Source organism: Streptomyces sp. NBC_00285, assembly GCF_036174265.1.
Lineage (GTDB): Bacteria > Actinomycetota > Actinomycetes > Streptomycetales > Streptomycetaceae > Streptomyces.
In genome coordinates, this window is the sequence record NZ_CP108055.1 from 7,734,794 (window position 1) to 7,749,325 (window position 14,532).

Genomic DNA, 14,532 nt, shown 5'->3' on the forward strand with positions numbered 1-14,532 from the left:
GACGTCGGGTTGGATGGGGACATGCGTACCACCACCCCCCTCCGACGTGCCCTGACCACCGTGACCGCGACCGCGGCCGTCGTTCTCACCGCGACGGGTACCGCGGTCGCGGTTCCGGCCTCCGGCACCACCGCGGCACCCGTGACCACCCCCCACACCCTCTCCACGCCCTACTCCGTCTCCGCCCTGCACCCCGTCGTCGAGCTCGCCGCCGAGCGCCTGGCCACCGCCGACCTCGTCGCCGCCGCCAAGTGGGGCACCGACAGCCCCATCGACGACCCCGCCCGTGAACAGCAGGTCCTCGACAACGTGGCCGCCCAGGCCACACAGCTCGGCGCCGACCCGGACGAGATCCGGATGATCTTCCGCGACCAGATCGAGGCCAACAAGACCGTCCAGCGCGGCCTGTTCCAGCGCTGGACCGACCACCCGGACCAGGCGCCGACGACCAAGCCGGACCTGAGCGTCGTCCGGGAGCAGATCAACCGGATCACCGGTGCGCTGGTCCAGGCCCTGGCGGACACCTCCGAGAACCGCGGCACCTTGGCGTGCCGCCCCGAACTGGCCCTGGCCGCCTTCCAGGTCCGCCACGAGGACCACCTGGACGCCCTGCACACCCGCGCCCTGTACCGCGCCCTGCCCTCGATCTGCCGCAACTGACCGAGAAACAGCACGCAATTCAGGGGCGCGGGGAACTGCGCGACCAGCCACAGCGAAGCCGCAGCCGGCAGAAGACCTACTGCGCCACTTCCTGAACCGGCAACCGCGCCCCGTCCCGCAGGAACAGCGGAATCCGGTCCAGCGGGGCGTCGACGGTCACCGTCGTGCCGCCCGGGTACGTCTCACCGGTCCACGCGTCCGTCCAGGTCGCGCCCGCCGGGAGATACGCCGTGCGGACCGTCGCCCCCGCCGTGAGGACCGGGGCGACCAGAAGATCCGCGCCGAAGAGATAGGCGTCGTCGACCGTCCACGCCGCCTGGTCCCGCGGGAACTCCAGGAACAGCGGACGCATCGGTGTGAGGCCCTCCTCGTGGGCCTCACGCATGACGTGCAGGACATAGGGCTTCAGCCGCTCGCGCAGCCGCAGGTACTTCTCCAGGATCGCGCCGGCCTCCTCGCCGTACGACCACACCTCGTTGGGGCCGCCCGTCATGTCGGGGCCCAGCTCCATGCCCGGGTCGCGGAAGCCGTGCAGCCGCATCAGCGGGGACAGGGCGCCGAACTGGAACCAGCGGACCATCACCTCGCGGTACGCCGGGTCGTCCGGGTCGCCGCCGTGGAAGCCGCCGATGTCGGTGTTCCACCAGGGGATCCCGGACAGCGCGGTGTTGAGACCGGCCGCGATCTGGTGGCGCAGGGTCGTGAAGTCGGTGCCGATGTCCCCGGACCACAGCGCGGCGCCGTAGCGCTGACTGCCCGCCCAGGCCGAGCGGTTGAGGGTGATGACCTCCTCGCCCTCGGCGCTCAGGCCCTCGTGGAAGGTGCGGGAGTTCTCGGCCGGATAGCTGTTGCCGACCTCCAGGCCGGGACCGGCCCAGTAGCGCAGGTTCTCCTGGTGGCCGGGCTTGAGCTCCGGCTCGCAGGCGTCCAGCCAGAAGGCCGTGATGCCGTACGGGTCCAGGTAGTTGGCCTTCACCTTCGACCACATGAACTCCCGCGCCTCCGGGTTCGTGGCGTCGTAGAACGCCACCTGGACGGTGGAGGCGACCCCCTTGTCCGGCCAGTCGGCGTGCGCCATCGGACCGTACTGGGTGCCGATGAAGTAGCCGCGCTGCTCCATGACCGCGTGGTTCTCGCTGAGCGGCGACACCGACGGCCAGACGCTGACCACCAACTTGATGCCGAGCTCGTCCAGTTCACGGACCATCGCCGCGGGGTCGGGCCACTCGGCCGGGTCGAACTTCCACTCGCCGAGGTGCGTCCAGTGGAAGAAGTCGCAGACGATCGCCGAGATCGGCAGGCCCCGGCGCTTGTACTCCCGTGCCACGGAGAGGAGTTCGTCCTGGGTGCGGTAGCGCAGCTTGCACTGCCAGAAGCCCGCCGCCCACTCCGGCAGCATCGGCGTACGGCCCGTCACCGCGCTGTAGCGGCGCTGCCCGTCGGCCGGGTTGCCCGCGGTGATCCAGTAGTCGATCTGGCGGGCCGAGTCGGCCACCCAGCGCGTGCCGTTGCCGGCCAGCTCCACGCGGCCGATCGCCGGGTTGTTCCACAGCAGGGTGTAGCCGCGGCTGGAGGCGAGGACCGGGATGCTGACCTCGGCGTTGCGCTGGACCAGGTCCAGGACCAGGCCCTTCTGGTCGAAGCGGCCGTGCTGGTGCTGGCCGAGGCCGTACAGCTTCTCGTCGTCGTAGGCGGCGAAGCGCTGCTCCAGCCGGTGATGGCCGTTGCCGACCGCGGTGTACAGACGTGAGCCGGGCCACCAGAAGTGGGCCCGGGCCTCCGCGAGGAGTTCGGCGCCGTCCTCGGTGCGCAGGAAGCGGAGCTGTCCCTCGGCGTCGACGTGGACGGTCAGCGCGCCCACGGTCAACTGGGCTTCTGAGTCACCGATCTTGACCGTGCTCTCGGTGGCGGGCGCCTCGTCGAGCAGGGCACCGGGCAGCCCCTGAAGGATCGGCCCGCCGAGCCTGGTACGCACCCGGACCGCGTCCGGACCCCAGGGTTCGACCCGTACGGTCTCCTGGCGCCCGCTCCACTCCAGTGCGCCGTCCCGCTCCCGGAACGTGCCGACGGTGGGGGACGACTGCGCGAGGCTGACCTTGGGCTGGATTTCGGCAGGCTGATTCACGAGGGGTGCTCCTGAAGGAATGCAGACAGGGGCGTGCCGCACAGGCACGGCATGCGTGGTGTGTGGGGTGGGGCGAGCGGGCGGTGGTGTGTGGCGTGCGGGTCGTCAGGACGCCGAAGGCGCCGGACCCGTACTACCCCGGACTGTCAACTCCGGTTCGATCAGGACGACTTCGTCCTCACCGTGGCCCGCAAGCTTGGCGGCGAGCCGCTCGACCGCGTGCCGGCCCATCTCCTGGGCGGGGATGGCGACCGAGGTCAGCCGCACCGAGGCCTGCACGGCGACCGGGTCGGGGCAGATCGCGACGACCGAGACATCCTCGGGAACGGCCCTGCCCTGCTGGCGCAGCAGCGCGAGCAGCGGTTCGACGGCCTGCTCGTTCTGCACGACGAAGCCCGTGGTGGACGGGCGCTCGTCGAGGATGCGGGCGACGGTGACGGCCATCGCGTCGTACCCGCCGTCACACGGCCGGTGCAGCAGCCGTACGCCCAACTCCTGGGCGCGGGACCGGAGTCCGTCGAGCGTGCGCTCGGCGAAACCGGTATGGCGCTCGTAGACCGCAGGGGCCTCGCCGATGACAGCGATGTCGCGGTGACCGAGCTTCGCGAGGTGCTCGACGCACAGCGCGCCGGTGGCCCGGAAGTCGAGGTCGACGCAGGTCAGTCCCGAGGTGTCGGCGGGGAGGCCGATGAGCACGGACGGCTGGTCGGTGCCGCGCAGCAACGGCAGCCGTTCGTCGTCGAGTTCGACGTCCATAAGGATCATCGCGTCGGCCAGACCGCTGCCGGTGACCCGGCGCACGGCGTCGGGACCCTCCTCGCCGGTGAGCAGCAGGACGTCGTACCCGTGCGTCCGCGCGGTGGTGGCCACCGCCATGGCGATCTCCATCATCACCGGCACATACATGTCGGTGCGGAGCGGGACCATCAGCGCGATGATGTTCGACCTGCTGCTGGCGAGCGCCCGGGCGCCCGCGTTCGGGTGGTAGCCGAGGTCGCGGATGCTCTGCTCGACCCGCTGCCGGGTGGTCGTGGAGATGGACCGCTTGCCACTGAGGACATAGCTCACCGTGCTCGCCGAGACTCCGGCGTGCTGGGCGACCTCGGCGAGGGTGACCATCCAGCTCTCCAAGCTTTGTGAAGCGCTTCGACAGCGCGCAGTAAGAACAAGGGCGGGTGGGGGTGGTTCGACAGTAGCTCCACCGGGGGTGGGTGTCCATAGGTTGTCGAAGCGCTTCGACACGGACTTCCGGAGCCGGGCCATGTGGGGAGGCCGGGCAGCCGCGTCCTGCCTACCACGACCGGTCGCGGCGGGCCATGGAACGGGCGGGCGGGGCCCTGTCGGATCCTCGCGGAACCCGGAGATCGGGTGGGTGGGCACGCTACACCTGGGACGCGACCCGAACGGGCCGAACGGGCAGGCGCGAGTCGACGACACGAGCCTGCCCGGCGCCGAGGTTCGCACATGCACACGACTGCTTGACACCGGGTCGTATTCCGTAGACATCGACCGAACGGCCGCGCGAGGGGTGGTGGCCGCGCCCCGGATCGGGTACATACGATCGAGTAGCACCCGTCGGTAACCATACGGCCCCATGATCCCGATTCATGGCGAGGTGAGCGTCAATGTCCGCACCACCCATCAAGCCCGTCGTCACCGAGCGCGAGGCCCGCGAGGTGGCGGAGGCCGCCCGGGAGCAGGACTGGCGCAAGCCCAGTTTCGCCAAGGAACTCTTCCTCGGACGCTTCCGGCTCGACCTCATCCACCCCCACCCGATGCCCCCCGAGGAGGACGCCCGGCGCGGCGAGGAGTTCCTCGCGGGACTCCGCGACTTCTGCGAGACGAAGGTCGACGGAGCCCTCATCGAACGCGAGGCCCGCATCCCCGACGACGTCGTCAACGGGCTCAAGGAGCTCGGCGCCTTCGGCATGAAGATCGACACCAAGTACGGCGGCCTCGGCCTCACCCAGGTCTACTACAACAAGGCGTTGGCCCTGGCCGGCTCTGCGAGCCCCGCGATCGGCGTCCTGCTCTCGGCCCACCAGTCGATCGGCGTACCCCAGCCGCTGAAGCTGTTCGGCACCCAGGAACAGAAGGAGAAGTTCCTGCCCCGGTGCGCCCGCACCGACATCAGCGCCTTCCTCCTCACCGAGCCCGACGTCGGCTCCGACCCGGCCCGCCTCGCGACCAGCGCGGTACCCGACGGGGACGACTACGTCCTCGACGGAGTGAAACTGTGGACCACCAACGGCGTGGTCGCCGACCTCCTGGTCGTCATGGCCCGCGTGCCGAAGAGCGAAGGACACAAGGGCGGCATCACCGCCTTCGTCGTCGAGGCCGACTCACCCGGCATCACCGTCGAGAACCGCAACGCCTTCATGGGCCTGCGCGGCATCGAGAACGGCGTCACCCGCTTCCACCAGGTCCGGGTCCCGGCCGCGAATCTCATCGGCAAGGAGGGCCAGGGCCTGAAGATCGCCCTGACCACCCTCAACACCGGCCGCCTCTCGCTTCCCGCCTCCTGCGTGGCCGCCGGGAAGTGGTGTCTGAAGATCGCCCGCGAATGGTCCGCGGCCCGCGAACAGTGGGGCAAGCCGATCGCCCACCACGAGGCCGTCGGCGCCAAGATCTCCTTCATCGCGGCGACGACCTTCGCCCTGGAGGCCGTACTCGACCTGTCCTCCCAGATGGCCGACGAGAACCGCAACGACATCCGCATCGAGGGCGCCCTCGCCAAGCTGTACGCCTCCGAGATGGCCTGGCTCATCGCCGACGAACTCGTCCAGATCCGCGGTGGCCGCGGCTTCGAGACCGCCGACTCCCTGCGGGCCCGCGGCGAGAAGGCCGTCCCCGCCGAACAGGTCCTGCGCGACCTGCGCATCAACCGCATCTTCGAGGGCTCGACGGAGATCATGCACCTGCTGATCGCCCGCGAGGCGGTCGACGCCCACCTCTCCGTCGCAGGCGACCTCATCGACCCGGACAAGTCCCTCGGCGACAAGGCGAAAGCGGGCGCCAACGCCGGCGTCTTCTACGCCAAATGGCTCCCCAAACTGGTCGCCGGACCAGGACAACTCCCCACCTCCTACGGCGAGTTCAAACGCGAGATCGACCTCTCCGCGCACCTGCGCTACGTCGAACGCACCTCCCGCAAACTCGCCCGCTCCACCTTCTACGCCATGTCCCGCTGGCAGGGCCGCATGGAGACCAAGCAGGGCTTCCTCGGCCGGATCGTCGACATCGGCGCCGAACTCTTCGCGATGAGCGCGGCCTGCGTACGCGCCGAACTCCTCTACACCACCGAGGACCACGGCCGCGAGGCCTACCAGCTCGCCGACACCTTCTGCCACCAGTCCCGCCTGCGCGTCGAGGAACTCTTCGGCCGCCTCTGGAACAACACCGACGACCAGGACCGCAAGGTCGTCAAGGGCGTCATGGCCGGCACCTACACCTGGCTGGAGGACGGCATCGTCGACCCCTCCGGCGAAGGCGCCTGGATCGCCGACGCGACACCCGGACCGTCCGAGAAGGAGAACCTCCACCGCCCCGTGCGGTGACCGCACCATGACAGCGCGTCCCCCGAGAGGGGACGCGCTGTCCTCCTACACCGCGCTTACGGCCACAATGGGGGGATGAGCGACAGTCCAGCCCATCGAGGGCACGGGCCGGAAGCCCCGTCTGCCCCGCGACGCCCAGCAAGCGCACCCAGCGCCGCACCGGCCGCCGACCCGAGTACATCCGGTACGAGGCTCGACGCCCGGCACGCCGAGAGCACGCCCCCACGGGCGACATCTGCCGCTCCGGGGCGGGCGCAGGACCCGCCCCGCGTCCTCGCCGACCCGCACCTGGTCTACGACCCCGTCCCGGGCGACGGCCCCAAGGACGTGGTGATCCTCGGCTCCACCGGCTCGATCGGCACCCAGGCCATCGACCTCGTGCTGCGCAACCCCGGCCGGTTCCGGGTGACCGGACTCTCCGCCAACGGCGGCCGGGTCGCGCTCCTCGCCGAGCAGGCGCACCGACTCGGGGCCCGGACCGTCGCGGTCGCCCGCGAGGACGTCGTACCGCAACTGCGCGAAGCACTCGGAAGCCTCTACGGCGCGGGCGAACCGCTCCCCGAGATCCTCGCCGGCCCGGACGCCGCCACCCAGCTCGCCGCCTCCGACTGCCACACCGTCCTCAACGGCATCACCGGCTCCATCGGCCTCGCCCCCACCCTCGCCGCCCTGGAAGCGGGCCGCACCCTCGCGCTCGCCAACAAGGAGTCGCTCATCGTGGGCGGCCCCCTGGTCAAGGCCCTCGCGAAGCCCGGACAGATCATCCCGGTCGACTCCGAGCACGCGGCCCTGTTCCAGGCCCTGGCCTCCGGCAGCAGGGCCGACGTACGCAAGCTGGTCGTCACGGCGTCCGGCGGCCCCTTCCGCGGCCGTACGAAGGAAGAACTCGCCCACGTCAGCGTCGAGGACGCCCTCGCCCACCCCACCTGGGCCATGGGCCCGGTCATCACGATCAACTCCGCGACCCTCGTCAACAAGGGACTGGAGGTCATCGAGGCGCACCTCCTCTACGACATTCCCTTCGATCGCATTGAGGTGGTCGTGCATCCCCAGTCGTATGTCCACTCGATGGTTGAGTTCACAGACGGATCCACGATCGCCCAGGCGACGCCCCCCGACATGCGCGGGCCGATCGCCATCGGTCTCGGCTGGCCCGAGCGCGTCCCCGACGCGGCACCGGCCTTCGACTGGAGCAAGGCGTCGACCTGGGAGTTCTTCCCGCTCGACAACGACGCGTTCCCTTCGGTCAACCTTGCGAGACACGTCGGGCAGCTCGCGGGCACGGCTCCGGCGGTGTTCAATGCCGCCAACGAGGAGTGCGTGGAGGCCTTCCGGGCCGGCGCGCTGCCGTTCGACGGGATCATGGACACCGTGACCCGGGTGGTGGACGAGCACGGCACCCCGCGCGCCGGAACCTCGCTCACCGTCGCGGACGTCCTCGAAGCGGAGACCTGGGCGCGGACCCGGGCCCGGGAACTGACGGCACAGACGGCGGAGGCCCGTGCATGACGACCCTGATGTTCATCCTCGGCATAGGGCTGTTCGCCTTGGGCCTGCTGATCTCGATCGCGTGGCACGAGCTGGGGCACCTGTCCTTCGCCAAGCTGTTCGGCATCCGCGTGCCGCAGTACATGGTCGGCTTCGGCCCGACCGTCTTCTCCCGCAAGAAGGGCGACACGGAGTACGGCATCAAGGCCATCCCCTTCGGCGGCTACATCCGCATGATCGGCATGTTCCCGCCCGGCGAGGACGGCCGTATAAGCGCCCGCTCCACCTCGCCCTGGCGCGGCATGATCGAGGACGCCCGTTCGGCGGCCTTCGAGGAACTCCAGCCCGGCGACGAGAAGCGCCTCTTCTACACCCGTAAGCCCTGGAAGCGCGTCATCGTGATGTTCGCGGGCCCCTTCGCGAACCTGGTCCTCGCCGTGGCGCTGTTCCTCACGGTCCTCATGGGCTTCGGCATCTCGCAGCAGACCAACACGGTCAGCTCGGTCTCCAAGTGCGTGATCGCCCAGAGCCAGAACCGCGAGAACTGCAAGGCCTCCGACCCGGCCTCCCCGGCCGCGGCCGCCGGCCTCAAAGCGGGCGACAAGATCCTCTCCTTCAACGGGGTGAAGACGGGTGACTGGAACAAGCTCTCCGACCTCATCCGCGCCAACCCCGACAGGACGGTCCCGATCGTCGTCGAGCGCGACGGCAAGGACGTCACCCTGACGGCGAAGATCGCCAGCAACCAGGTCGCGAAGAAGGACTCCAGCGGTCAGTACGTCCAGGGCGAGTACGTCACCGCCGGCTTCCTCGGCTTCAGCGCCGCCACCGGCATCGTCAAGCAGGACTTCGGCGACTCCGTGGTCTGGATGGGCGACCGGGTCGGCGAGGCCGTCGACTCCCTCGCCGCCCTGCCCGGCAAGATCCCGGCCCTGTGGAACGCGGCCTTCGGCGACGCCCCGCGCGAACCGGACTCCCCGATGGGCGTGGTCGGCGCGGCCAGGGTGGGCGGCGAGATCTTCACGCTCGACATCCCCGCGACCCAGCAACTCGCCATGGCCCTGATGCTGGTGGCGGGCTTCAACCTCTCCCTGTTCCTCTTCAACATGCTCCCGCTGCTCCCCCTGGACGGCGGCCACATCGCGGGAGCGCTGTGGGAGTCCCTGCGCCGCAACCTGGCAAAGGTCCTCAAGCGCCCGGACCCGGGCCCCTTCGACGTGGCGAAGCTGATGCCGGTCGCCTATGTGGTGGCGGGGATCTTCATCTGCTTTACCGTCCTCGTTTTGATCGCCGATGTAGTTAATCCGGTCAAAATTAGCTGAACGGATATTTCCTTCGCTGGATGCTCCGGCCCCACCCTTCAGTCACGCAGCTCGCACGAGCGAAGGGTGGGGTTCGTGCGTACGTCACAGGGCCCGAGCTGCGGTGTAGAGGGGCCGACATCGTGGTGCTGCTCGACGCGGAGGGGGCAAGCACCCCGGTTGTCGGCTGTGCGACACCACCAGGCGCCGGTCATCGAGCAGGCCGGGCACGGTGGTCAGTCAGAGAGCATGTCCCCTTTGGGTGACGCCATGCCCCGTCCGCCGATACGAGACGCCGTAGGGCGAACCGACGGGCCACCGTGCGCCCGCGTTCACGCGCGTGCCGTAATCTCGAAGTCCGGAGCCCGCCGCTGACGGGACCTGGACCTTGATCCACGACTTGGGGTTGCACAGCAGATGACTGCGATTTCTCTCGGCATGCCGTCCGTTCCGACCAGGCTCGCCGAGCGCCGGAAGAGCCGGCAGATCCAGGTCGGGTCTGTGGCGGTCGGCGGCGACGCCCCCGTCTCCGTGCAGTCGATGACGACGACCCGTACGTCGGACATCGGTGCCACGCTCCAGCAGATCGCGGAGCTCACGGCGTCCGGTTGCCAGATCGTGCGGGTGGCCTGTCCGACGCAGGACGACGCGGACGCCCTCGCGACGATCGCGCGCAAGTCGCAGATCCCGGTGATCGCGGACATTCACTTCCAGCCGAAGTACGTGTTCGCGGCGATCGAGGCGGGCTGTGCCGCGGTGCGTGTGAACCCCGGGAACATCAAGCAGTTCGACGACAAGGTCAAGGAGATCGCGCGGGCCGCGAAGGACCACGGCACGCCGATCCGGATCGGCGTCAACGCCGGGTCGCTGGACCAGCGGCTGCTCAAGAAGTACGGCAGGGCGACGCCCGAGGCGCTGGCCGAGTCGGCGCTGTGGGAAGCCTCGCTGTTCGAGGAGCACGACTTCCGGGACATCAAGATCTCGGTCAAGCACAACGACCCGGTGATCATGGTCGAGGCGTACCGCCAGCTCGCCGCGCAGTGCGACTACCCGCTGCACCTCGGCGTGACCGAGGCCGGTCCGGCGTTCCAGGGCACGATCAAGAGCGCGGTGGCCTTCGGCGCCCTTCTCTCGCAGGGCATCGGCGACACGATCCGTGTGTCCCTGTCGGCGCCCCCGGTGGAGGAGGTCAAGGTCGGCAACCAGATCCTGGAGTCGCTGAACCTCAGGCAGCGCGGCCTGGAGATCGTCTCCTGCCCGTCCTGCGGTCGCGCCCAGGTCGACGTCTACAAGCTGGCCGAGGAAGTCACCGCAGGCCTGACCGGCATGGAGGTCCCGCTGCGCGTCGCGGTCATGGGGTGCGTGGTGAACGGCCCCGGCGAGGCCCGCGAGGCCGACCTCGGTGTCGCCTCCGGCAACGGCAAGGGGCAGATCTTCGTCAAGGGTGAGGTCATCAAGACCGTACCCGAGTCGAAGATCGTGGAGACCCTCATCGAGGAGGCCATGAAGCTGGCCGAGCAGATGGAGGCCGACGGCATCGCCTCGGGCGAGCCTTCGGTGTCGGTCGCGGGCTAGTACGTTTCAGCGGTGCCGCATCCGGACGTCCGGCTCCTGGTAGGAGCCGGCGTTTGCGTCCCGGTCGGTCCGCAGCACATTCAGCCCGTCCGGGATCACGTGGTCGCCGGACTCCGGGAGGGCCAGGCCCGTCCAGCCCTCCCACTCGGCGACCGTGCCGGTCATCGTCTGTGAGGCGGGGGCGGCGGCCAGGATCTCGGCGCCGAGGTGTTCGTGCGTGCGGATCCACGGGTCGAGGGCACTGCCGTCGTCCCGCCGCCACCGCATGTACGACTCGATGGGCGTCAGCGGCTAGCGGGCCTTGGCCGTGGGCCGCACGGGCGCGATGACCTGCCGGAGCCCCGCGTCCTCTCCCGCGTCCCGCAGGGCGGCGAGCACCTGCCCCTTCAGCGCCGGGGCGGGGCGGTGGTCACGGTTCGGCGAACGGCACCCGAACTCAGGGCGGCGCGGCTCAGCTTCCGCAGGTACAGTGCGGAGATCAGCAGACCCCAGTGTGAGGCTCCGCCCGTGTTGACCCAGACGACCTCCCGGGTCCTCGAACCGAGCGACCTGGACGCGGCGCTCGCCGTCCTCGACCGTGAGCCGGTTGCGAACGCCTTCGTGACGTCGAGGGTCCAGGTCGCCGGCCTCGACCCGTGGCGGCTCGGCGGCGAGATGTGGGGCTGGTACGAGGACGGCATGCTCACGTCCCTCTGCTACGCCGGCGCCAACCTGGTCCCGATCTGCGCGACCCCACGAGCGATCCGCGCCTTCGCCGACCGGGCCCGGCGAGCGGGCCGCCGCTGCTCCTCCATCGTCGGCGCCGCCGAATCGACCGCCCAGCTGTGGCGGCTGCTGGAGCCCAACTGGGGCCCGGCCCGGGAGGTCCGCACCCGCCAGCCCCTCATGGTCACCGACCGCATGCCGGCCGACATCGCCCCGGATCCGTACGTCCGTCGCATCCGCAAGGACGAGATGGAGACGATCATGCCGGCGTGCGTGGCGATGTTCACCGAGGAGGTCGGCGTCTCGCCGCTGGCAGGGGACGGGGGACTGCTCTACCAGGCCCGCGTCGCCGAACTGGTCGGCGCCGGCCGCTCCTTCGCCCGCCTCGACGAACACGGCAAGGTCGTCTTCAAGGCGGAGATCGGCGCGGCGACGAACCGTGCCTGCCAGATCCAGGGCGTGTGGGTGGCCCCCGAGTACCGGGGCAGGGGAGTGGCGGCCCCCGGGATGGCGGCGGTGCTGCGCTACGCGCTGGCGGACGTGGCCCCGGTGGTGAGCCTCTACGTGAACGACTTCAACACGCCGGCGAGAAGGGCGTACACGAGGGTGGGGTTCCAAGAGGTGGGCGCGTTCATGAGCGTTCTCTTCTGAAGGACGGTCCGCGGCTCCCGACCTGGACCGGCACACGACCTGGACTCCCCTGTACGCTCCCCGCATGGACCTCGTCATCGGCCCCCTGGACCTGTCCGCCCACGTGGACGAGGCCCTGGCGGTCCAGGCCCTCGCATTCGGTCTCGGCGCCGACGAGGTGGCGGTCCGCAGGCAGATCGTCCTGCGCCACATGACCTTCCCGGACGCACGGGCACTCGGCGCGACGGCCGGCGGGCGCCTCGTGGGATTCGTGTACGGCATGCCCAACGACCGCACCCACTGGTGGTCCACCGTCGTGGAGTCCTACCTCCGCGCCCAGCACAACGACATCTGGCTCGACGACTCCTTCGTGATCACCGAGCTCCATGTGCACCCCCACCACCAGAACCGCGGCATCGGCCGCACCCTGATCACCACGATCACCGACGGCGCCGACGAGCCCCGCTCGATCCTCTCCGCGATCGACACCGACAGCCCGGCCCGCGGCCTCTACCACTCCCTCGGCTACCAGGACCTCGCCCGCCAGGTCCTCTTCCCGAGCGCCCCGAAGCCGTACGCCGTGATGGGCGCCCCGCTTCCCCTGCGCCGCCGCTGACGGATTACCACCGGCGCAGGGCGCCCGGCTAACCTCCTGGGGGGTGTCCGACACCCATCACCCTTTCCCGGCAGGAGTACGAGAACCATGGCTAACGCACCGGTCCAGCGCATGTCCCAGTTGATGGCGAAGACGCTGCGCGACGACCCCGCGGACGCCGAGGTCCTCAGCCACAAGCTGCTCGTCCGCGCCGGCTACGTCCGCCGCACCGCGGCCGGCATCTGGAGCTGGCTGCCGCTCGGCAAGAAGGTGCTGTCCAACGTCGAGCGGATCGTCCGTGAGGAGATGGACGCGATCGGCGCGCAGGAGGTGCTGCTGCCCGCCATCCTGCCGCGGGAGCCGTACGAGGCGACCGGCCGCTGGGACGAGTACGGCCCGGAGCTGTTCCGCCTGAAGGACCGCAGGGGCGCCGACTACCTCCTGGGCCCGACCCACGAGGAGATCTTCACCCTGCTGGTGAAGGACCAGGCGTCCTCCTACAAGGACCTGCCGGTCATCCTCTACCAGATCCAGAACAAGTACCGGGACGAGGCCCGCCCGAGGGCCGGCGTGCTGCGCGGCCGCGAGTTCCTGATGAAGGACTCGTACTCCTTCGACACCGAGGACGAGGGCCTGGCCCACTCCTACGCCCTGCACCGCCAGGCCTACGAGAAGGTCTTCGCGCGTCTCGGCCTCGACTACCGCATCTGCGCCGCCACCGCCGGCGCGATGGGCGGCTCGAAGTCGGAGGAGTTCCTCGCTCCCGCCGAGGCCGGCGAGGACACCTTCGCGGACTGCCCGAAGTGCGACTTCGCGGCCAACACCGAGGCGATCACGTACGAGTTGAAGCCGGTGGACGCGGACGGCGTCGCCGCGCTGGAGGAGATCCCCACCCCGGACACCCCGACCATCGAGACCCTCGCCGCCCACCTCGGCGTCGAGGCCTCCGCCACCCTGAAGAACCTCCTGGTGAAGGTCGACGGCGAGATCGTGGCCGTCGGTGTCCCCGGCGACCGTGAGGTCGACCTGGGCAAGGTGGAGGCCCACTTCGCGCCCGCCGCCGTCGAGCTGGTCACCGCCGAGGACTTCGTCGGCCGCCCGGATCTGGTGCGCGGTTACGTCGGTCCGCAGGGCCTGGGCGAGAAGGTCAGGTACATCGCCGACCCGCGCGTGGCCCCGGGCACCTCCTGGATCACCGGCGCCAACAAGGAGCACACGCACGCGAAGAACGTCGTCGCGGGCCGTGACTTCGAGGTCGACGAGTACGTCGACGCCGTGGTCGTCCAGGAGGGCGACCCCTGCCCGAAGTGCGGCACCGGTCTGAAGCTGGACCGTGCCATCGAGATCGGTCACATCTTCCAGCTGGGCCGCAAGTACGCCGACGCCCTCAAGCTCGACGTCCTCGGCCAGCACGGCAAGCCGGTCCGCGTGACCATGGGCTCCTACGGCATCGGCGTCTCCCGCGCGGTCGCCGCCCTCGCCGAGCAGACCGCCGACGACAAGGGACTGTGCTGGCCCGCCGAGGTGGCCCCGGCCGACGTGCACGTGGTCGCCGCCGGCAAGGCCCTCCAGATCGAGCTGGCCCTCGACGTCTCCGAGAAGCTGCGCGAGGCGGGACTGAGGGTCCTCGTCGACGACCGCGCCGGGGTCTCCCCGGGCGTGAAGTTCACCGACTCGGAGCTCATGGGCGTACCGAAGATCCTGGTCGCCGGGCGGCGCTCCGCCGAGGGTGTCCTGGAGCTCAAGGACCGCCGCACCGGTGAGCGCGAGGAGCTGACGGTGGACGAGGCGATCGCCCGCCTCACCGCCTGATCCCGTAAAGGAACTCCTCAGGAACGAAGCGGGCCCGCAGAGCGATGCGGTGACGTCGCTCGAAGCAGCGCGTGCGGCCTGGTC

11 protein-coding genes are annotated in these 14,532 nt (G+C 70.0%); 8 read left to right on the top strand and 3 right to left on the bottom strand.

The features are described from left to right. Positions 1 to 21 precede the first annotated feature (21 nt). Positions 22 to 660 carry a chorismate mutase gene (locus tag OHT57_RS35770; protein ID WP_328750898.1) on the top strand — a complete coding sequence of 213 codons (639 nt, stop codon included), beginning with the start codon at positions 22 to 24 and terminating at the stop codon, positions 658 to 660. 76 nt (positions 661 to 736) lie between these two features. Here the strand turns inward: OHT57_RS35770 and OHT57_RS35775 are convergent, their stop codons facing one another. Beyond that, entirely contained in the window at positions 737 to 2,785 is a 2,049-nt protein-coding gene (locus OHT57_RS35775; protein WP_328750899.1) for a glycoside hydrolase family 31 protein, read from the bottom strand. Between the two features lie 105 nt (positions 2,786 to 2,890). After that, the gene (locus OHT57_RS35780; protein WP_328750900.1) at positions 2,891 to 3,904 is read right to left on the bottom strand and encodes a LacI family DNA-binding transcriptional regulator; all 1,014 of its coding nucleotides are present in this window, start codon (positions 3,902 to 3,904) and stop codon (positions 2,891 to 2,893) included. 506 nt (positions 3,905 to 4,410) lie between these two features. Between OHT57_RS35780 and OHT57_RS35785 the strand changes: the two genes are divergently transcribed. The 4 genes from OHT57_RS35785 to ispG all read left to right on the top strand — a co-directional run bounded on the left by OHT57_RS35785 (position 4,411) and on the right by ispG (position 10,706). Next, positions 4,411 to 6,342 carry an acyl-CoA dehydrogenase family protein gene (locus OHT57_RS35785; RefSeq protein ID WP_328750901.1) on the top strand — a complete coding sequence of 644 codons (1,932 nt, stop codon included), beginning with the start codon at positions 4,411 to 4,413 and terminating at the stop codon, positions 6,340 to 6,342. 75 nt (positions 6,343 to 6,417) lie between these two features. Continuing rightward, positions 6,418 to 7,851, top strand: a complete 1,434-nt coding sequence (gene dxr / locus OHT57_RS35790; RefSeq protein WP_328750902.1) for a 1-deoxy-D-xylulose-5-phosphate reductoisomerase — start codon at positions 6,418 to 6,420, stop codon at positions 7,849 to 7,851. Between the two features lie 8 nt (positions 7,852 to 7,859). After that, entirely contained in the window at positions 7,860 to 9,152 is a 1,293-nt protein-coding gene (locus OHT57_RS35795) for a M50 family metallopeptidase (protein WP_328753420.1), read from the top strand. Between the two features lie 396 nt (positions 9,153 to 9,548). Then, positions 9,549 to 10,706 (top strand): flavodoxin-dependent (E)-4-hydroxy-3-methylbut-2-enyl-diphosphate synthase, encoded by a 1,158-nt coding sequence (gene ispG, locus OHT57_RS35800; RefSeq protein WP_328750903.1) that lies wholly within the window; start codon positions 9,549 to 9,551, stop codon positions 10,704 to 10,706. Positions 10,707 to 10,712: 6 nt separating this feature from the next. On the opposite strand, the gene OHT57_RS35805 is transcribed toward ispG, so the two are convergent. Continuing rightward, positions 10,713 to 10,973, bottom strand: coding sequence for a hypothetical protein (locus OHT57_RS35805; protein WP_328750904.1), 261 nt, complete (start codon positions 10,971 to 10,973; stop codon positions 10,713 to 10,715). Positions 10,974 to 11,213: 240 nt separating this feature from the next. On the opposite strand from OHT57_RS35805, the gene OHT57_RS35810 reads away from it, so the two are divergent. The 3 genes from OHT57_RS35810 (at position 11,214) to OHT57_RS35820 (ending at position 14,448) form a co-directional block, all read left to right on the top strand. Beyond that, entirely contained in the window at positions 11,214 to 12,062 is an 849-nt protein-coding gene (locus OHT57_RS35810; protein WP_328750905.1) for a GNAT family N-acetyltransferase, read from the top strand. Positions 12,063 to 12,126: 64 nt separating this feature from the next. After that, positions 12,127 to 12,657 carry a GNAT family N-acetyltransferase gene (locus OHT57_RS35815; RefSeq protein ID WP_328750906.1) on the top strand — a complete coding sequence of 177 codons (531 nt, stop codon included), beginning with the start codon at positions 12,127 to 12,129 and terminating at the stop codon, positions 12,655 to 12,657. Positions 12,658 to 12,744: 87 nt separating this feature from the next. Then, entirely contained in the window at positions 12,745 to 14,448 is a 1,704-nt protein-coding gene (locus OHT57_RS35820) for a proline--tRNA ligase (protein ID WP_328750907.1), read from the top strand. The last annotated feature ends 84 nt before the right edge of the window (positions 14,449 to 14,532 follow it).